Genomic DNA, 17,340 nt, shown 5'->3' on the forward strand with positions numbered 1-17,340 from the left:
CCATGCAGTATTTTCCCCCCGCGCTGGAGCAGCTGGTGGAGCAGTTCGCCCGGCTGCCCGGCATTGGCCGGAAGAGCGCCCAGCGGCTGGCCTTCTATGTTCTCTCCCTGCCGGAGGAGGACGCCGCCGCCTTTGCTCAGGCCATCACTGAAGCAAAGGCCGCCATCCACTGCTGCCCGGTCTGTCAGAATTTCTCCCAGGGAGACGGTCTGTGTCCCATCTGCCAGGACCCCAAGCGGGACCCATCTGTGATCTGCGTGGTGGCAGACCCCAAAGACGTGGCCGCCATGGAGCGCTCCCGGGAGTACCCCGGTGTGTACCACGTGCTTCACGGCGTCATCTCCCCCATGAACCATGTGGGCCCTGATGAGCTGCGGGTGAAGGAGCTGGTAAACCGGGTGGCCGAAGGCGGGGTCAGCGAGGTCATTATGGCCACCAACCCCGACACGGAGGGAGAGGCCACCGCCATGTACCTCTCCCGTCTGCTGCGCCCCTTCGGGGTCAGGGTGACCCGGCTGGCCTACGGTATTCCGGTAGGCAGCCACCTGGAATATGCCGACGACGCTACCCTTATGCGCGCCCTGGAGGGCCGCCGGGAAATATAAAAAAGAGTTCCGCGCCAGTGGCGCGGAACTCTTTTTTATATTATGATCAGCGATTGACAAACAGATAGGACCGCTTCTTGAAATAGATGATCTGCAGGATCAGGATCAGCACATTGACGGCCAGGCCGATCAGGGGGAATGTGATATATTCCATCAAATAGCTGCTGGGGATGTACTGCCCGACCTGTGAAAACAGAACGATCATGTTAATGGCCACAAACGCGGTGGGCAGCGCACTGAGCACCAGGTACAGGCTCCAGCCACCTTTCTGCAGCCGGATCATCTTCACCCAGGCCACCATCAGGAAAATACCGTAAACCAAGCTGCCGAATCCCATGATCATGGGATTCGGGATAAAGGAGGGCAGATACATCATAATCAGGCCCTGGGGCTCTCTCAGCACATTTGCAAAATCCCGATAATAGTATTCCATGCTGGCACTGTAGCCATACATGGCGCCTGCTGCGCCAATCAGCAGAAGCCCAAAAATCATATAGATCACGGCGGTGGGGATCATATTAAAATAGACCTGGAATTTATACCAGTTCATGGGGCAGCCGTAGTCGATGCGCCCGTTGTGATAAACCGGCTGCCTCCGCTCCTCATAGGGGGAGCTGTAGGCGCTCTGCTGGGGTGCGGACTGCCAGCCGCCCTGATAGCCCTGCTGAGGACCGTTCTGCCAGCCGGGCTGCTGATTGTTCTGCCAGCCAGGCTGCTGATTGTTCTGCCAGCCCGGCGCACTCTGCTGCGCGCCGTTCTGCCAGTTGTTTTGCTGCCAGCCAGGGGCAGTCTGCTGGGCATCATGCTGCCAGCCGCTCTGCTGCCAACCAGGGGCGCTCTGCTGGCTGTCCTGCCAGGGGTTTTGCTGGGCTTCCTGCCGGGGTGTATTGGTCTGCCAGGGGTTCCGGGCCTCCTGCTGCGGGGCAGCGGCCTGCCAGGGATTCTGAGGCTCCTGCTGAACAGGCTCCGGCTCAGACTGCACCTGCTCCACCGGCTCCTCCGGCACGGGGTTGAAGGTGCTCCAGTCAAATTCATCATTGGACGGGGTGTTCTCCGGCTCCGCCTGGGTCATTACAGTCTCGGGTTCCTGGGGCGGGATCACATCCTGCCGGGGCTCCTCTGTGACCGCGCCGCCGGACTGCTTCTTGCCGCAGGCAACACAGAATATGCTGCCGTCCGGGATCTGAGTCCCACAGTGTTCACAATACATATGCGCTTACTCTCCTCTACACTCTCTTGCGGTTGCTGGGATACCTTATTTTATTTCATCTTTCGACGTTTGTAAACCCATATCTTCTACAAATTCTCCAGCCTTATCCATTTGTTTCATTCGCTGTCACCGCAACCTTGATCACGCCATCCCGCCGGTTTTCAAAAAGCTCATAGGCCTCCTCGATACGGCTGAGCGGATAGGTGTGAGTGATGAGGGCCGTGGTGTCCAGCTTGCCCTGCGCGATCAGCTCCAGTGTTTGAGCACAGTTGCAACCATCCACTCCACCGGTCTTAAAGGTCAGGTTCTTACCGTACATCTCCGGCAGGGGCAGCACCTGATCCTTGTCATACAGCGCCACCACCGTCACCACGGCATTGGGCCGGGCACACTGCCAGGCCAGGCCGAAGGTGTCTGGTCCACCCGCCACCTCCAGCACCACATCGGCGCCGCCATGGTCGCTGTGAGCCTGCACAAAGGCCTCCGCCTCCTCCGGTCCCACCGTCAGCACACCGGGATAGTGGGACTCCACAAAAGCCCGGCGCAGGGGGTCCCGCTCACACAGGATGATCTGCCGGGGACTCTGAAGCCGGACGCACTGGAGGGTACACAGACCGGTGGGACCGCCACCAATGATAAGCACCGTGTCCTCCGGGCTGATCTCTGAAATGTCCGCCGCCCAATAGCCGGTAGCCAGGATATCTCCCACAAAGAGGGCCTGCCGGTCGGACACTTCATCGGGGATCTTGTTCAGCCCCTGGTCAGCATAGGGCACCCGGACATACTCGGCCTGACCGCCATCAATGCGGCAGCCCAGGGCCCATCCTCCATTGGGATCTGTACAGTTGTTGACCCAGCCGTGGCGGCAAAAATAACAATGACCGCAGAAAGTCTCCACGTTCACCGTCACCCGGTCACCGGGCTTTACCGTGGACACCCCGGCCCCCACCTGCTCCACGACACCTACCATCTCGTGGCCCACCGTGATGCCGGGTACCGCCCGGGGCACCGAGCCGTGCTTGATATGCAGATCGCTGGTGCAGATGCTGGACAGGGTGACCTTCACAATGGCGTCCCCGTCCGCCAGCAGCTGAGGCTTGGGTTTGTTCAGCAGGGCAAACTTTCCCCGCTCCACATAGGTATAGGCCAGCATGACCACCACTCCTTTTTCCACAGTATACCATATTCCCATCCGCAATGCAAAAGGGCGTGCCGCAGTTGCGGCACGCCCTGATATTATGTTTCTTCCTCTGGCTCAGGCCAGGGCAGATCCACCAGGATGGGCTTGTGGCCCACCGCCGGCAGAAAGCGGTCCAGAAAGTCAGACCGGGTCAGCTTGAGGGTGGAGGTGGAAAAGCAGGGATGGCCGCTGATGAAGTCCCCTTCCATCAGCTCCCGGTCCATCACCAGCTGCACCTTTCCCTCCGGATCGTGCATCAGCTCAAAGGCGCTGGCAGAGCCAGGGGCAGCCCCCAGCAGATCCATCATATGCTCCGGCGTGGCAAAGGACAGCCGGGCACAGCCAAGCTGAGCGGTGACATCCTTGGTTTTAAAGGGCTTATCCCCCGGCATCATCAGCAGATAGAAGTCGGTCTGCTTCCGGTTGGTGAGCAGCAGGTTCTTGCAGATGGGCGCCCTCAGTACCCGCTCCACCGCCTTGCAGTCCTCCATGGTGTTGGCATAGTCATGGTCGCACCGCTGATAGGAGATACCCAGCTTGTCCAGATAGGCGTACACCGCCATCTCGTTGGAATGGCGCTCCTCCGCGGGCGGGCCGCTGTATACGTTGGGATCTACCACCATGGCTTACACCTGCTCCAGGGCGTGGGCCACGTCCTCCAGAATGTCGTTGATATCCTCGATGCCCACACTCAGGCGCACGAGGTCGGGGGAGACGCCAGCAGCAGCCAGTTCCTCGTCGGTCATCTGGCGGTGGGTGGTAGAAGCGGGATGCAGGGTGCAGGTCTTGGCGTCGGCCACATGGGTGGCGATGGAGGCCAGTTCCAGACCCGCCATAAACCTGGAGGCCGCCTCACGGCCGCCCTTCACGCCGAAGGAGACCACGCCGCAGGTACCGTTGGGCATATACTTCTGGGCCCGCTCATAGTAGGGGTCTCCCTCCAGACCGGGGTAGCGCACCCAGGCCACCTTGGGATGGTCCTTCAGAAATTTGGCCACGGCCAGGCCGTTGGCACAGTGTCTGGCCACCCGCAGGGGCAGGGTCTCCAGGCCGATGTTCAGATAGTAGCAGTTCTGAGGAGAGGGGATGGCGCCCAGGTCACGCATGAGCTGAACCGTGGCCTTGGTAATGTAGGCCCCCTCCAGGCCGAAGCGTTCAGTATAGGTGACTCCATGGTAGCTCTCGTCGGGGGTGGTCAGGCCGGGGAACTTGTCAGCGTGGGCGCTCCAGTCGAACTTGCCGGAGTCCACGACGGCGCCGCCCACCGCGTTGGCGTGGCCGTCCATATACTTGGTAGTGGAGTGGATGATGATATCGGCCCCCCACTCGAAGGGCCGGCAGTTCACCGGAGTGGCAAAGGTGTTGTCCACGATGAGGGGCACGCCGTGGGTGTGGGCCGCCTTGGCGAACTTCTCGATGTCCAGCACGGCCAGAGCCGGGTTGGCGATGGTCTCGCCAAACACCGCACGGGTCTCCGGCCGGAAGGCGGCGTTCAGCTCCTCCTCCGTGCAGTCCGGGTCCACAAAGGTGAAGTCGATGCCCATGCGCTTCATGGTAACGGCGAAGAGGTTGTAGGTGCCTCCGTAGATGGAGGAGGAGCAAACCACGTGCTCGCCGCAGGAGACGATGTTGAAAACGGCATAGAAGACAGCCGCCTGACCGGAGGAAGTGAGCATGGCCGCAGTCCCCCCCTCCAGGGCGCAGATCTTGGCAGCCACATGGTCATTGGTGGGATTTTGTAGGCGGGTATAAAAATAACCGCTGGCCTCCAGATCAAAGAGAGCCCCCATCTGCTCCCCGGTGGCATACCGGAAGGTGGTGGACTGGATGATGGGGATGTTTCGGGGCTCTCCGTTGCCAGGGATATAGCCGGCGTGGAGACACTGGGTGCTGATACGGTGCTGGCTCATGGGCTGATTTCTTCCTTTCTTTGCGTTGGTTACAGTGCCGAAATAATTTACACACTAACGCTGTAAAGCATCAAATGAATATGTGGTATGGTACACCCGGCAGGAGCGGTTGTCAATACTTACCCTTCCGTGCCCAGGGTGGTGTCTGGGATCAAGGCCCGGTCCAGAGGGAGACTGCCTACAGCTGGCGCTGGCTGGCCTTCGATGTAAAGCTGAACAGCCTCCACCCCATCCAGTTCACACAGGGTATTGACCATGGCGTACACCATCAGGGCCGCCGTTGTCTCATTGCCGGGCAGTCCCTGGATAAACTCAGGGGACAGATCCACCATACACACGCCGTCCTCTACCTGGGCCGACAGGATCTGGCTTCCCTGCGGCAGGCAGGCCTTTAGTCCCGCCTCCTCCGGGCCCTCAGCCCAAGCGGACAGCACAGCCTCCACCACGGTCTGATCCACATTTTTAATGATCTGGCGCCGCTCCACGCCCAAATCCTGTCCTCCCTGCCGCAGATACCATAGATCCACCCCCAGGGACATGGGCTCATCCGCACCGCCGGCCAGCAGGATATTTTCCGCAGACAGCTGCTGAATGGCGCGATAGGGCAATTCACGGCCTTCTACAGTCACATAAACGGAGTCCACCTCTTCCAGCTGGCAGAGAGTCAGCGTGAGGCAGGCGTCAGCCAGGGTCAAGTTGACACCGGAGAGGCTGTAATACTGATCAGACAGGTCCAGGTGAAGCACGCCCTCCTGCAGCTGCCAATCCAGCAACTGCAGTCCACTGGGAAACGGGGTGGTCAGCTCCGGCGACCGGGGCTGCTCCAACAGCAGCTCCATCAGGCCGGGAATGGTCTCCTGCCCCTGAGAAAGGACCCGGCGCTCCCCTTCCACCGCCGACTCTCCCTCTTCATCAGACAGAGCGGAGTAATAGATCAAATAGCTCCGGCTATCCTGATTGCCAGTCCCCGACTCCCGGGCGGCACATCCACCGGCGGTCAGAAGGGCGGCACAGAGCAATACTGATATGCCTCGTTTGCTCACAGGGTCTCGCCTCCCTTCTCCGTCCATCCGGGAAATCGCACTTCGAAGCAGGTGCCCTCCGGTTCCCGCCTCCGGGCGGTCACGGTACCGCCGTGCTGGCGCACCGTATCCCGGACAATGGACAGGCCCAGGCCGGTACCGCCGGCGGCCCGGGAGCGGGCCTTGTCCACCCGATAAAACCGGTCAAAGATCTTGGGCAGATCCGTCTCCGGAATACCCACGCCGGTATCCTCCACCAGCAGAACCACCTGATCGCCCTCCTGCTTCAGCGTAACGGTCACTGTTCCGCCAGGCAGGTTGTATTTCACGGCGTTCTCCATCAGGTTAAAGGCCACCTGATACAGATCGTCCTCAGTAGCCCGAATGATACACCCGTTTTGGAGCGACAATCTCAGCTCCACCTCTGCCGCCCGGGCCAGGGGGGTGAGCATATGCTCCACCCGCTCCACCACCGTTTTGACATCCACCGGAGCGGTATGGATCTCATGGGCGGTGTCCAAGCGGGTGAGGGTGAGCAGTTTTTCCGTAATGCGGGTAAGGCGCTCGGCCTCGTCCCCGATATCAATGAGAAATTCCCGGGCGGTATCGCCGTCCATGTTGTCCGTCTGGAGGATAGAGTCGGTAAGCAGGCGGATGGAGGCCAGCGGCGTTTTCAGCTCATGGGAGGCGTCGGACACAAAGCGCCGGCGCACCTCCTCGGTGGTCTGGAGCCGTCCCGTCAGCTCGTTGAATTCGTCGGCCAGACGGCTGAGCTCGTCTCCACCCTTGACGGTGACCCGGTGGCTGTACTCGCCCTGGCGCACCGTGTGGATACCCCGCAGCAGCAGGGCGATCCGCCGGGTCAGAGCCTTGGAAAACACCACGCCCATGGCCGCCGTCACCAGGCAGATCACAATGGAAATGGTCCGCAGGTTGTTTTGGATTCCCTGGAGCAGGGCCCCCTGTTGGGCGTCGTACTCGTAGAGGTAGACCGCCCCCTGGGTCATGGAACGATAGGTCACCGGCACCGCCGCCCGGCTGCGCAGCGCCCCGTCCTCATACTCCGACCGGAACACATCGTTACCCTGGAGGGCCATAACAATTTCCCAGATCATGGCATATTGTCCAGTGGTGTCCGACCGCTGGCTGCCCTCCTGAAAGTCACACAGCACCAAGCCGTTGGGATCGGTGACCACCACCCGGGTCACCCCCAGGCTGCCCAGCAGCAGGCTGACCGTCTTTGTGGCTCCCTCCTGGGTCAGGGCCTCCGGCCCGGTGGCCAGAGCGGAGGCCAGCACCGAGGCCTGGTTTTGCAGGGAGGTCTGCTTGGACTGGTAGGCCAGAGTCTGGGTCACCATTACCGGATAGGTATTGAGCAGTACCACCACCGCCGCCACAATGACCAGATAGGTCATGGCGTATTTGACCCGGAGGGACCGCCAGAAGGGCACTCGTCTGGCCCTCTCTTCTCTCTTCTGATTATCCATTCTTCAAATAATAGCCCACGCCCCACTTGGTGAGAATGTAGGTCGGATTGGCAGGGTCCAACTCCAGCTTCTCCCGCAGGCGGCGGACGTGTACATCCACCGTCCGGTAGTCGCCGGCGTACTCATAGCCCCACACCACGTTGAGCAGATTCTCCCGGCTGTACACCCGGCCCGGGTTGCGCATAAGCAGCTCCATCAGGTCAAACTCCTTGGCGGTCAGATCCACGCTCTTGCCATCCTTCCAGGCCGCCCGGGCATCCGGATCCAGCATGATGTGCCCCATGACCAGCTTGCGGCTGCCGCCCATCTGCTGGGCGGCCATGCCTGCCCGGCGGAGCAGAGCCCGCACCCGGGCCTTCAGCTCCAGGATGTTGAAGGGCTTGGTAATATAGTCGTCCGCCCCGCATTCAAAGCCAATGATCTTGTCGGTATCCTCGCTGCGGGCGGTGAGCATGATGATAGGCACGTTGGAAAACTCCCGAATCCGCATACAGGCCTGAAGTCCGTCGATCTTGGGCATCATCAGGTCCAGGATGATGAGGTCGAAGCTGCCGCCCCGGGCCAGTTCCACCGCCTCTTCCCCGTCGTAGCCCACTTCCACCTGGTAGCCCTCGCTCTCCAAGTTGAACTTGATGCCTTTGACCAGTACCTTTTCATCGTCAACAACCAATATTTTCAAGGTATATCCTCCTTTTTTCTATTCAAGAGACGGTAACCAGGTCGATCAGTCCGCCTAAAATGCCCTCGCCGATGCCGTCCACCCGAGTTAGGTCCTCCGGCACCCGGAAGGGGCCGTTGGCCTCCCGGTCAGCAACGATGGCCGCCGCCCGCTTCTCGCCAATGCCGGGCAGGGTCATCAGTTCCTCTACTGTGGCAGTGTTCAAATTGATCTTACCGGAGACTGCGGCTGCCGGGCTCTCACGTTCCGGTGCCGGAGTCCCGGCAGCCGCCGGGGAAGCTGACGGCTGAGCAGAAGCGGCTGGGACTGTGACAGCGGTAGGTTGAGCCAGCAAGTTCCCCGTCTCCACCCGTACAGGTTGAGCACCGGATGCGCCCCGCAGAAACCAACCCGCCGCAAAGGCGGCAAAGGCAGCGGCCAACAAGAGGGAAATCAGTTCCAGTTTGGAAATCTTCATTTTTTGTAACCGCCTTCCCGTTGCTTCCAGGTCCGTGGTTTGTTATAATAGATAAGAAAACTTTGACCTTATTATATCATACACAAATGGAGTTTCCTATGAAAAAATCAAGACTGCTCTCCCTGTTTCTTTCTCTGGCCCTGATGACAGGACTGCTTACCACCTTTGCCTCCGCCAGCAGCGGCAGCGCCATTCTGGACGAGATGGATGTCAACGCCAAAGCCGCCGTTTTGGCGGACCCCAATACCAACGAGGTCCTCTATGAGAAAAATGCCCACGAGAAGATGTATCCCGCCTCCATCACCAAGGTAATGACCTGTCTGCTCACCCTGGAAGCAGTGGATCAGGGTAAGCTCACCCTGGATCAAGTCATTACCGCCGGTCCCGGCATCCACACTGGTATTGGCGCCGGCGCCTCCACCGCCGACATCAAGGAGGGCGAGGAGATACGGGTTATCGATCTGCTGTACGCCGCCCTTATCCCCTCCGCCAATGAGGCCTGCAATGTGATGGCCGAGGCGGTCGCCGGCGACGTGGACAGCTTTGTGGCCCTGATGAATCAGCGGGCCGCCGAACTGGGTATGGCGGATACTCACTTTGCCAACACCCACGGCTATCATGATGACAACCACTACACCTCCGCCTACGACGTCTTTCTTATGAGTCAGGAGGCCATGAAGCACGAGACCTTCCGCACCATCGTGTCCTCCAAGAACTACGAAATGCCCGCCACCAATATGCACCCAGAGCCCCGGGTAGTCCGCTCTACCAACGCCCTCATTTCCAACTGGAATGTGACCGGCTACATCTATCCCTATGCCACCGGCGTCAAGACCGGCCATACCCCGGAGGCCGGCTACTGTCTGGCGGCCTCCGCCACCCGCGAGGACCGGAGCCTGATCTCGGTGGTCATGGGCTGCGAGCGGGAACCGGGCTCTACCGGCAGCAAGGGCCGCACCGACTTCTCCGAAACCATCCGGCTTTTCGACTGGGGCTTTAAAAACTTTGCCACCCAGACCATTCTGGACTCCACCAAACGGGATATCCCTGAGGTGGAGGTCACGCTGGGCAAGGGCACCAACTATGTGACCCTGGAACCCCGGGGTGAGATCACCGCGCTGCTGCCCAAGGACGTTTCCACCGAGGATTTCCAATATAACTATACTCTGAACGCCACCGTTGTGGAGGCTCCTGTGGAAAAGGGCCAGATTCTGGGCACCATCACCGCTACCTTTAACGGCAAGGAATATGGTTCCCTTCCCCTGGTTGCCAGCATTTCCGTTGATGCCGATCCCCTGCTCTACAATCTGGACCGCATCCAGCGCTTTTTCTCCCAGCTGTGGGTGAAAATCATCCTGGTGATCCTGCTGGTCTTTATTGTATACCTGATCATCCGCCGCCTCTTCTTCCGGGGCCGGCGGGGCGGACGCCGGGGCGGCTACTCCTACAGCGGCGGTTCCCACTACAGCGGACGCCGCAGAAGAAGATAATTCTATAGAGAGGGTCTGCCGACGGATCGGCAGGCCCTCTCTGTTTTTTGCAAAAAAGCTGAGTGTTTTCCGCCATACAAACGTACTATATATGACCGGTCCAATTCAGTCCACCGAAACGAGGTGACACATTTGAAGGATGAAGCTGTAAGCCAGGCCATCCGAAACGGCGATGAGCGGGTCATCCATGAGGTCATTACCAAACACGCCAAACTGCTCTGGCGCATTGCGCAAGCGGTCCTGCACACGGTCGGTTCTGAGCAGGATGTTGAAGAATGCGTGGCAGACGCCTTTATCTACCTGTGGGAAAACCCGGAAAAATATGATCCCCGGCGCGGGTCCTTAAAAACATGGCTCTCCATCGTGGTCAGAAGCAAAGCCACCGACCGCTGCCGTGCTTTGGGCAGAACCAGCACCCTGTCGCTGGAGGATGAGATCCGGACCGCCCAGGCCGGACCTCTGGACGGCCTGCTGGCCCAGGACACCCGACAGGAACTGCAGGATGCTGTCTGTACCTTGGAGGAGCCTGACCGTCAGATTTTCATCCGCCGCTATGAGTATGAGCAAAAACCCAGGGAGATCGCGCTGGCCCTGGGGATCAGCGCCAAAGAAGTCAACAACCGTCTTTACCGCGCCAAGCGGAAGCTGCGGGATTTGCTGACCCATTGCAGCAAGGAGGTATATCCATGAGTTCTTTCCGAAAAGAGCACCTTCAAGCCATCCAAACCATCTTTACCCGCCGCACCGGCGTTCCAGCTCCCGCCCGCACCCCCGCACGTCCCGCCCTCCGGCGGGTCCTCCTTCTGGCGGCGGTTCTGACCTGCTGTCTAAGCCTGAGCGTATTTGCCTCCAGCCTCTTCTCCTCCCTATCCGGCGACGAGCTGAGCCTGCGCGCCACCTACCAGGGAGACGGGCTGGTATCTATCCAGGTGGAAAACCGCTCCGATCAAGAGCTGGGTTTCCAACCCAAACTGCGGCTGATGCAATGGTCCACCAGCCAGGAAGTGGAACCCCTTTCAGACGCGATTCTTTTTGAGGGCACCACCATTGAGGCCCATTCCAGCGGCACGATGACGGTGGATCTCTCCGACGCCTACGATCTGTCTCTGCTGGAACAGCCCCTGACCAACGACCACTATTATTTTATCCTGACCAATAACAACTTCCTGTTCGGACAGGACTGGATGTGCAGCGTGGAGTTTGCCCCATCCCCGGCATCCAAGCCGGAAAGTCCCCAACCTTTGACGCCCAGTCAGGCTGACTCCACCCTGACCGTACAGGTGGAGGAAGTCCTCCAGCCCTATTTTAACACCTACGTTACCGATCCGGACGCACGCCGTGAGATGCTCCAGGCCTATTATGCCGACTGCCAGACTCTGCTTCAGCCTCCGGCCGACCGACTGGTATCTCCGATGATCTACCCGCCGCTGCCCGACCTGCCCGCTCCCGAGGCGCCCTTTGATGAAAGCGTACCTCCGGAAAATCAACTTTCCTTGGTCGGCTCCAACTTGCTTACACTGGACGCCTATGGTATTCCGGTTGGCGCCGCGGAGGGTGAGCACGCACTGGTCCTGAGCGCATCCATTCCCCAGCACAAAGGCCAGGAGGACGGCGGCGCACCCATCCCCCTGCTCTATCTCATGGCCTATGGACGCTCTGATATCCGCAGTTCAAAGGACTGCACCCTGATCCATGGCCGGCTTCTAACCTTTGCGCAGCTGGAATCCTATAAGGTATATGAGGATGAAAGGTGTATATGTTACGACGTCACCCCGCTGTTTTACTCCGATCTGCGTCAGCACGTGGAGAGTCTTGTGAACCAGCGGACCGATGTTTACTTTGATGAGCAGGTCTGGACGCGGGTAGAGCGTATCTATGCCTATTTTCAGGACTGCATCCATGCAGGCAACTTCACCCACCCCGGCACTTCATCCAACAAATAATAGCACGCAGAAACAGGCGGAAAGCCCGGTCCCTGGTTTAGGGCCGGGCTTTCCGCCTGTCTTTTTTCACTCACCCAGCAGATCCACATACAGCTGGTCCAGCGCAGGGGCCTCGTCGATCAGGCCTTCGCCGAGCAGCCAGTCCACGTTTTCCTGCCAGCACTCCGCGCTCTGGGTCAGGAAGGGGGCATCCGCCGTCTCCATCATGGGCAGCAGAGTTGCCATGCTCTTCTGCTCCACCGTCTTGGACAGAGGGAAGTTCTCCTCGTTCTGGTTGTCCAGCAGGATCTGGAGCACGCCGTCCGGGTCGGCCTGCATATCCTCAAAACCCTTCTCGCAGGCCCGCAGGAAACCCTTTAACACCTTGGGTTCCTCTTCGATCATGGTATCGCTGGCCAAGAACACCCCCTCATAGTAGGTGGGCACGCCGTAGTCGTCCAGATCAAACCAGTTGACCTCGAACCCCTCCTTTTCCAGCTGGGGCACCTCATGGTTCACCAGGCAGCCGATGGTGGCGTCCACATTGCCGGTGGTCATGGAGCTCATCAGATCAAAGCCCACATCGATGAGGGTCACATCGCTGGAATCAGCCCCAACGTAGGCCATGATGGAGTGGATGAGGGCCTCGGACAACTCGGTGCCCGCATAGCCCACAGTCTTGCCCACCAGATCCTCCGGGGAGGTAATGTTCTTGTCCTTCAGAGAGAGGACGATGTTCAGAGGTCCCTGGACCACCGCGCCGATAGACTTCACCGACACATCCTGGTTGGCCCGGGCGATGATCACGTCCTGCTGGTAGTACAGGCCAATCTCCGCCTGACCGGCGGCCACCAGTGAGATGGCGTCGTTGGCGTTGGAGGGGAACTGGATGTTGACCTTCAGCCCTTCCTCCTCGAAGTAGCCCTTCTCAATGGCGTCATAGAGAAAGGCATGGAGGGCATTGGGATACCAGTCCAGCACCACGCTGATCTCCCGCAGGCCGTCCTGTCCGCCGGCGGCGGGAGCGGAGCAGCCGGCCAGAAGGAGCGCCCCGGCCAGGGCAAAAGCAGCAATTCGTTTCATATCCTTCTTTCCTTTCTTGATCAGGACTCACCCCGCCAGCGGACGAACTTCCGCTCCAGCAGGGCCACAATCCCCACCGCTGCCATAGCGGTGACCGACAGGATCACAATGGGCGCGAACACCCCCGCTCCATCCAGCTGGGTCATCATCCGGCGGGAGAAGTAGCCCAGTCCACTCTGTGCCCCCAGCCATTCGCCAATGGCCGCTCCAATGATGCTCATGGGCACCGCCATCTTGATGGCCGAGAAGAAGTAGGGCAGGGCGCAGGGGGCCTTGATCTTCCAAAAGATCTCCCGACGGGCGGCGCCGTAGGTCTGGAGCAGCTCGGCCATTTCCGTCTTGGCGGAGCGCAGACCGTCATACACCGTAATGGTGATGGGGAAAAAGGTGATAAGCACCGTCACCAACACCTTGCTCCAGATGCCGTAGCCGAACCACAGCACAAACAGCGGCGCAATGGCGGTGGTGGGGATGGTCTGGGACACCACCACCACGGGATAGAGCATCCGCCGCACCATGTTGCTGGCGTCCATGGCCACCGCCAAAGCCAGCCCCAGTACCAGGGAGATGGCCAGGCCGATGCCGGTCACCGTCATGGTGGCGGGCAGATGGACGGTAAAGAGGGGTTCCCGCAGCTCCCACAACCGCTGGAGGATCTCAAGGGGGGTGGGCAGGATGTAGGAGGCATTCATGCCCATGGCCCCCGCTTGCCAAATCATCACCAGGGCCAGCAGGAAAATGAGGGCAGGCAGATTGGCTTTGCAGGCTTTCTTCATACCGTCACCTGCTTTCTCAGCAGTATGATGAGACGCTCCTTCAATTCCACCATCTCCGGCTGTTTGAGACAGGAGCGGTCCCGTGGAAAAGCGGCAGGCACCGGGATCTCCGTCAGGGTGTGGATGGGGGTGGATTCCACCACCAGCACGCTGGAGGAGAGGAACACCGCCTCCTCCACGTCGTGGGTGATGAACAAAATCGTCTTTTTGTGCCGTTCCCACTGGTCCAGCAACCACTCCTGCATAGAGATGCGGGTAAGAAAATCCAGGGCGGAAAAGGGCTCGTCCAGCAGCAGCAGGTCGCTGCCCGTCAGCATGGTGCGGGCAAAGGCAGCCCGCTGCCGCATTCCGCCGGACAGTTCGTTCGGCATCTTGTCACAGCAGCCCTCCAGCCCCACGTCGGCCAGAGCTTCCTCCACCTTCTGCCGCCGCTGCACTTTAGACAGTCCTCCGGCGATCTCCAGGGGCAGAGCTACGTTCTCCCCCACCGTACGCCAGGGGAAGAGCAGGTCCTTCTGGGGCATATAGCCGCAGTACCGCTTCCGCCCCCCGATCGGAGCGCCGTCCACCAGGATCTCCCCGCCCTTGGGCTGGAGCAGGCCGTTGGTCATGCGGAAGATGGTACTCTTGCCGCAGCCGCTCACTCCCAGCACACAGTGGAAGGAGCCCGGCTCCACCTGGAAGGACAGCTTGTCAATGATGTCAAAGTCCTCGGAGGGATACCGATAGGACACCTGACGAAATTCCAGGGCGTTCACCGTTCCAGCCTCCACGCCATCTCCCAGAAGCCCAGCTCGTACTTGCTGCACGCCACAAAGATATCCTCCAGCCGCTTATACTCCTCCTCGGTGCAATTCTGAGCCAGAGCATCCATGCGCTCCACCAGAGCGTCATTGGTGCGCTGGTACTCCTCGCTGGAATAGCCCCGCACCCACTCGCCGTAGAAGGGGTGGTCAGCTGCAACCGGGATCTGAGCCAGCCGGGCGCCGATCTCGGCGTAGCTCCAGGAGCAGGCCAGAATGGAGGCCACGATCTCCGCCGGGCCGCCGGCGGCGGCCACCGAGAGCATATAGCTGGTGTAGGACAGGTTGGGCAGGGCAGGCTTCACCTGGAACACCTGCTCCTCGGTAATGCCCAGCTTGGCCATGTAGGCCCGGTGGGTTTTCATCTCGCCCCCCAGAATGGCGTCCACATTGGCGGAGAAAAACCGCATCAGTTCCGGGTCCCTGGCCTTTACCACACCCCAGGCAAACACCTTGGCATAGTCAAAGAGGTAGAGATAGTCCTGAAGCAAAAAGTGCCGGAACTTCTCCCGGTCCAGGGTGCCGTCCCTGATGCCTTTCACAAAGGAGTGGTCGTGGCAGGCCTGCCAGATGGGCTTTGCCGCCTCATACAACCGCTGTGTTACCGTCATAGCGCCTTCCTCCAATCCATGATGGTCTCGTCCGCCAGAGCAGCCAGGGCGGGCCAATCCTGCTCATAGGACGCCTCCGGCACTCCAACGGTATAAAATCCCGCCTCTTTGGCTGTTCGTGCGGCGTAAAGGGCGTCCTCAAAGACGGCGGTATCCGCCGGGGTACTCCCCATCCGGCGGGCCGCCTCCAGATAGACGTCGGGCTGGGTTTTGCCCTTCCCTACCGTCTCGCAGCTGAGGATAAAATCAAAATAGTGTGCCACCCCCAGCCGCTCCAGACAGGCCCGGGCCAGAGGCTCCGCCGTGGCCGTGGCCACGCACATCCGGGTCCCCTGCTGTTTCAGATGTGCCAGATAGTCCTGGATACCAGCCTTCAGAGGGATGTCAGTACGGTAGTGGGCCTCCATAACGGCGTGCATCTCTTCAATAATGTACTCCGGCGGCCCTTCAATCCCAAAGGTCTCCATGAGAAAGGTTGCCCCCTCCAGCATGGTCATAGGGCCCATGGCGGCCAGCTGGGCCTGGGTGGGGTGGTGCCCCCTGGCCTCCAGGTAGTCCTTGCCCAGGGACTTCCAGATGGGCATGGAGTCCACCAGAGTGCCGTCCATATCGAAAATGCAGAATTTTTTATTCACGAGCGGCCACCATCTTGTCCGCCAGGGCCCGCATACGGCGGGCGGCCTCCTCCGGGTCCTTCTGGGCAAATAGGGCGGACACCACGGCGGCCCCGGCCGCCCCTGTTCCCACCAGGTTGGGCAGGTTGTGGGCATTGATGCCGCCGATGGCCACCACTGGAATGGACACCGCCTGGCAGATGGCTTTCAGGGTATCCAGGCTCAGGTTCTTGGCGTTCTGCTTGGTGGTGGTGCCAAACACCGCTCCAGCGCCGATGTAGTCGGCCCCGGCCCGCTCCGCCGCCACCGCCAGCTCCACGGTGTTGGCGGTGATACCCAAAATCTTGTCCGGTCCGATGAGGGCCCGCACGTCCCGGCCCATCAAATCGGCCTGGCCCACATGGACTCCGTCAGCGTCACAGGCCAGAGCGATATCCACGCTGTCGTTGATGACAAAAGGCACATGGTAGCGCCCGGCAATGGCCTGGATCTCTTTGGCCTCCGACAGAATAGCGGCCTGATCCAGCTCCTTCTCCCGCAGCTGAAGGAAGGTTGCGCCCCCCTTCAGCACCTCCTCCACCACCTGGGCCAGAGTACGATCCCCCAGCCAGCTCCGGTCGGTGACGGCATAAAGGGTCATGCCCTGCCGAATTTCATCCTTGGTAAATTTCATAACACACTCCTTGTGTCAGTTGCTCTTCCGTCAGGTTGAACACGCTGTCGATGAGATCGATCCGGAAGGTGGCGTTACCCGTCCCCTTTTTAAGCCGCAGTTCCTCCGCCCGCTCGCCTGCCAGGGCAATACTGGCGGCGGCGGCAGCGGCAGCTTCAAAGGTCCTGTCTGGGCTGGCTCCGCAGAAGGCTCCGGTCAAGGCGGACAGCATACATCCGCTTCCGGTAATGCGGGCCATGGTGGGACTGCCGTTGCGGAGGAAGAGCACCCTCTCCCCCTGGGCAATCACATCCACCGCTCCGGAGAGTGTCACCGCCGCCCCGGTTCGTTTGGACAGGGTACGGGCCAGTTCCGCCGCCTGGGGCAGGCCGGACTCGGTCACTGCGTCAGCCTGGGCTACGTCCACCCCGCTGCCCCCCTCCCTGTCCTCGGTGAGTGAGCGAATTTCCGAGGCATTGCCCCGGATGACGGCAAACTGAACCTCTTCCAACAATTTTCTGGCAGTTTCCCGCCGCAGGCCGGTAAAACCGGCGGCCACCGGGTCAAAGATCACCGGCACACCCAGCCGGTTGGCCTCTTTTCCGGCAATGAGCATAGCTTCCCGTTCACTCACTGCCCCCAGGTTGAGGACCAGAGCCTGGACACCGGCCACCGCGTCCGCCACCTCCAGAGGGTGGTGCGCCATGGTGGCGGAGGCTCCCGCCGCCAGCAGGATGTTGGCACAGTCGTTGACGGTGACAATGTTGGTGATGCACTGGACCAGAGGGGCTTTATTCCGTACCGCCCCCAGCAGGGCGGCAAATTCCATCCGTTCCATG

General features: G+C 60.3%; 19 protein-coding genes. 4 read left to right on the forward strand and 15 right to left on the reverse strand.

What is annotated here, in order from left to right; translation table 11 throughout:
- The first annotated feature begins 2 nt into the window (after positions 1–2).
- On the forward strand, positions 3–605 hold the full coding sequence (gene recR, locus WHJ28_RS14940; RefSeq protein WP_340042862.1) for a recombination mediator RecR: 603 nt from the start codon (positions 3–5) through the stop codon (positions 603–605).
- A gap of 46 nt (positions 606–651) precedes the next feature.
- Here the strand turns inward: recR and WHJ28_RS14945 are convergent, their stop codons facing one another.
- The 8 genes from WHJ28_RS14945 to WHJ28_RS14980 form a co-directional block, all read right to left on the reverse strand.
- Positions 652–1,815: a zinc-ribbon domain-containing protein gene (locus tag WHJ28_RS14945; protein WP_340042864.1), complete on the reverse strand. Its 1,164-nt coding sequence runs from the start codon at positions 1,813–1,815 to the stop codon at positions 652–654.
- A 103-nt stretch (positions 1,816–1,918) separates the two neighbouring features.
- Positions 1,919–2,968, reverse strand: a complete 1,050-nt coding sequence (locus WHJ28_RS14950; RefSeq protein WP_340042894.1) for an alcohol dehydrogenase — start codon at positions 2,966–2,968, stop codon at positions 1,919–1,921.
- Between the two features lie 83 nt (positions 2,969–3,051).
- Positions 3,052–3,618, reverse strand: a complete 567-nt coding sequence (locus tag WHJ28_RS14955; RefSeq protein ID WP_340042865.1) for a prolyl-tRNA synthetase associated domain-containing protein — start codon at positions 3,616–3,618, stop codon at positions 3,052–3,054.
- A gap of 3 nt (positions 3,619–3,621) precedes the next feature.
- Positions 3,622–4,905 (reverse strand): O-acetylhomoserine aminocarboxypropyltransferase/cysteine synthase family protein, encoded by a 1,284-nt coding sequence (locus tag WHJ28_RS14960; protein WP_340042866.1) that lies wholly within the window; start codon positions 4,903–4,905, stop codon positions 3,622–3,624.
- Between the two features lie 119 nt (positions 4,906–5,024).
- The gene (locus WHJ28_RS14965) at positions 5,025–5,948 is read right to left on the reverse strand and encodes a GerMN domain-containing protein (protein WP_340042867.1); all 924 of its coding nucleotides are present in this window, start codon (positions 5,946–5,948) and stop codon (positions 5,025–5,027) included.
- Complete coding sequence (locus WHJ28_RS14970) at positions 5,945–7,378, reverse strand: sensor histidine kinase (RefSeq protein ID WP_340042868.1); 1,434 nt, start codon at positions 7,376–7,378, stop codon at positions 5,945–5,947. The genes WHJ28_RS14965 and WHJ28_RS14970 overlap by 4 nt, the downstream gene beginning before the upstream one ends.
- Before the next feature lie 28 nt (positions 7,379–7,406).
- Positions 7,407–8,093 carry a response regulator transcription factor gene (locus tag WHJ28_RS14975; RefSeq protein ID WP_340042869.1) on the reverse strand — a complete coding sequence of 229 codons (687 nt, stop codon included), beginning with the start codon at positions 8,091–8,093 and terminating at the stop codon, positions 7,407–7,409.
- Positions 8,094–8,115: 22 nt separating this feature from the next.
- Complete coding sequence (locus tag WHJ28_RS14980; RefSeq protein ID WP_340042870.1) at positions 8,116–8,550, reverse strand: ComEA family DNA-binding protein; 435 nt, start codon at positions 8,548–8,550, stop codon at positions 8,116–8,118.
- 98 nt (positions 8,551–8,648) lie between these two features.
- Here WHJ28_RS14980 and WHJ28_RS14985 point away from each other — a divergent pair, with 98 nt between their 5' ends.
- From WHJ28_RS14985 to WHJ28_RS14995, 3 genes are all read left to right on the forward strand, one after another.
- On the forward strand, positions 8,649–10,040 hold the full coding sequence (locus WHJ28_RS14985) for a D-alanyl-D-alanine carboxypeptidase family protein (RefSeq protein ID WP_340042871.1): 1,392 nt from the start codon (positions 8,649–8,651) through the stop codon (positions 10,038–10,040).
- Between the two features lie 132 nt (positions 10,041–10,172).
- Positions 10,173–10,730, forward strand: a complete 558-nt coding sequence (locus WHJ28_RS14990) for an RNA polymerase sigma factor (protein WP_340042872.1) — start codon at positions 10,173–10,175, stop codon at positions 10,728–10,730.
- Positions 10,727–11,983, forward strand: a complete 1,257-nt coding sequence (locus WHJ28_RS14995; protein WP_340042873.1) for a hypothetical protein — start codon at positions 10,727–10,729, stop codon at positions 11,981–11,983. Before WHJ28_RS14990 ends, WHJ28_RS14995 begins: the two co-directional genes overlap by 4 nt.
- A 66-nt stretch (positions 11,984–12,049) precedes the next feature.
- Here WHJ28_RS14995 and WHJ28_RS15000 read toward each other — a convergent pair whose 3' ends face one another.
- The 7 genes from WHJ28_RS15000 to thiM are packed head-to-tail and all read right to left on the reverse strand — an operon-like array spanning position 12,050 to position 17,339.
- Positions 12,050–13,045, reverse strand: coding sequence for an ABC transporter substrate-binding protein (locus WHJ28_RS15000; RefSeq protein WP_340042874.1), 996 nt, complete (start codon positions 13,043–13,045; stop codon positions 12,050–12,052).
- Between the two features lie 20 nt (positions 13,046–13,065).
- Positions 13,066–13,821 (reverse strand): ABC transporter permease, encoded by a 756-nt coding sequence (locus WHJ28_RS15005; RefSeq protein ID WP_340042875.1) that lies wholly within the window; start codon positions 13,819–13,821, stop codon positions 13,066–13,068.
- A complete protein-coding gene (locus WHJ28_RS15010; RefSeq protein ID WP_340042876.1) occupies positions 13,818–14,630 on the reverse strand; it encodes an ABC transporter ATP-binding protein in 813 nt (270 codons plus the stop codon). Before WHJ28_RS15010 ends, WHJ28_RS15005 begins: the two co-directional genes overlap by 4 nt.
- Entirely contained in the window at positions 14,576–15,235 is a 660-nt protein-coding gene (tenA, locus tag WHJ28_RS15015; RefSeq protein ID WP_340042877.1) for a thiaminase II, read from the reverse strand. Before tenA ends, WHJ28_RS15010 begins: the two co-directional genes overlap by 55 nt.
- On the reverse strand, positions 15,232–15,870 hold the full coding sequence (locus WHJ28_RS15020) for an HAD family hydrolase (RefSeq protein ID WP_340042878.1): 639 nt from the start codon (positions 15,868–15,870) through the stop codon (positions 15,232–15,234). Before WHJ28_RS15020 ends, tenA begins: the two co-directional genes overlap by 4 nt.
- Complete coding sequence (gene thiE / locus WHJ28_RS15025; RefSeq protein ID WP_340042879.1) at positions 15,863–16,522, reverse strand: thiamine phosphate synthase; 660 nt, start codon at positions 16,520–16,522, stop codon at positions 15,863–15,865. Before thiE ends, WHJ28_RS15020 begins: the two co-directional genes overlap by 8 nt.
- Positions 16,503–17,339: a hydroxyethylthiazole kinase gene (gene thiM, locus WHJ28_RS15030; RefSeq protein ID WP_340042880.1), complete on the reverse strand. Its 837-nt coding sequence runs from the start codon at positions 17,337–17,339 to the stop codon at positions 16,503–16,505. Before thiM ends, thiE begins: the two co-directional genes overlap by 20 nt.
- Position 17,340 lies beyond the last annotated feature (1 nt).

This window comes from Flavonifractor porci, from assembly GCF_037572415.1.
Taxonomy (GTDB): Bacteria; Bacillota; Clostridia; order Oscillospirales; family Oscillospiraceae; genus Flavonifractor; species Flavonifractor porci.

Excerpts from the sequence above, each read along its gene's own strand:
- recR (WP_340042862.1), top strand. The coding sequence starts at position 3 with ATGCAGTATTTTCCCCCCGCGCTGGAGCAGCTGGTGGAGCAGTTCGCC.
- WHJ28_RS14960 (WP_340042866.1), bottom strand. The coding sequence starts at position 4,905 with ATGAGCCAGCACCGTATCAGCACCCAGTGTCTCCACGCCGGCTATATC.
- tenA (WP_340042877.1), bottom strand. The coding sequence starts at position 15,235 with ATGACGGTAACACAGCGGTTGTATGAGGCGGCAAAGCCCATCTGGCAG.
- WHJ28_RS15000 (WP_340042874.1), bottom strand. The coding sequence starts at position 13,045 with ATGAAACGAATTGCTGCTTTTGCCCTGGCCGGGGCGCTCCTTCTGGCC.
- WHJ28_RS14955 (WP_340042865.1), bottom strand. The coding sequence starts at position 3,618 with ATGGTGGTAGATCCCAACGTATACAGCGGCCCGCCCGCGGAGGAGCGC.
- WHJ28_RS14995 (WP_340042873.1), top strand. The coding sequence starts at position 10,727 with ATGAGTTCTTTCCGAAAAGAGCACCTTCAAGCCATCCAAACCATCTTT.
- WHJ28_RS14950 (WP_340042894.1), bottom strand. The coding sequence starts at position 2,968 with ATGCTGGCCTATACCTATGTGGAGCGGGGAAAGTTTGCCCTGCTGAAC.
- thiE (WP_340042879.1), bottom strand. The coding sequence starts at position 16,522 with ATGAAATTTACCAAGGATGAAATTCGGCAGGGCATGACCCTTTATGCC.
- WHJ28_RS15005 (WP_340042875.1), bottom strand. The coding sequence starts at position 13,821 with ATGAAGAAAGCCTGCAAAGCCAATCTGCCTGCCCTCATTTTCCTGCTG.
- thiM (WP_340042880.1), bottom strand. The coding sequence starts at position 17,339 with ATGGAACGGATGGAATTTGCCGCCCTGCTGGGGGCGGTACGGAATAAA.
- WHJ28_RS14945 (WP_340042864.1), bottom strand. The coding sequence starts at position 1,815 with ATGTATTGTGAACACTGTGGGACTCAGATCCCGGACGGCAGCATATTC.
- WHJ28_RS14985 (WP_340042871.1), top strand. The coding sequence starts at position 8,649 with ATGAAAAAATCAAGACTGCTCTCCCTGTTTCTTTCTCTGGCCCTGATG.
- WHJ28_RS14980 (WP_340042870.1), bottom strand. The coding sequence starts at position 8,550 with ATGAAGATTTCCAAACTGGAACTGATTTCCCTCTTGTTGGCCGCTGCC.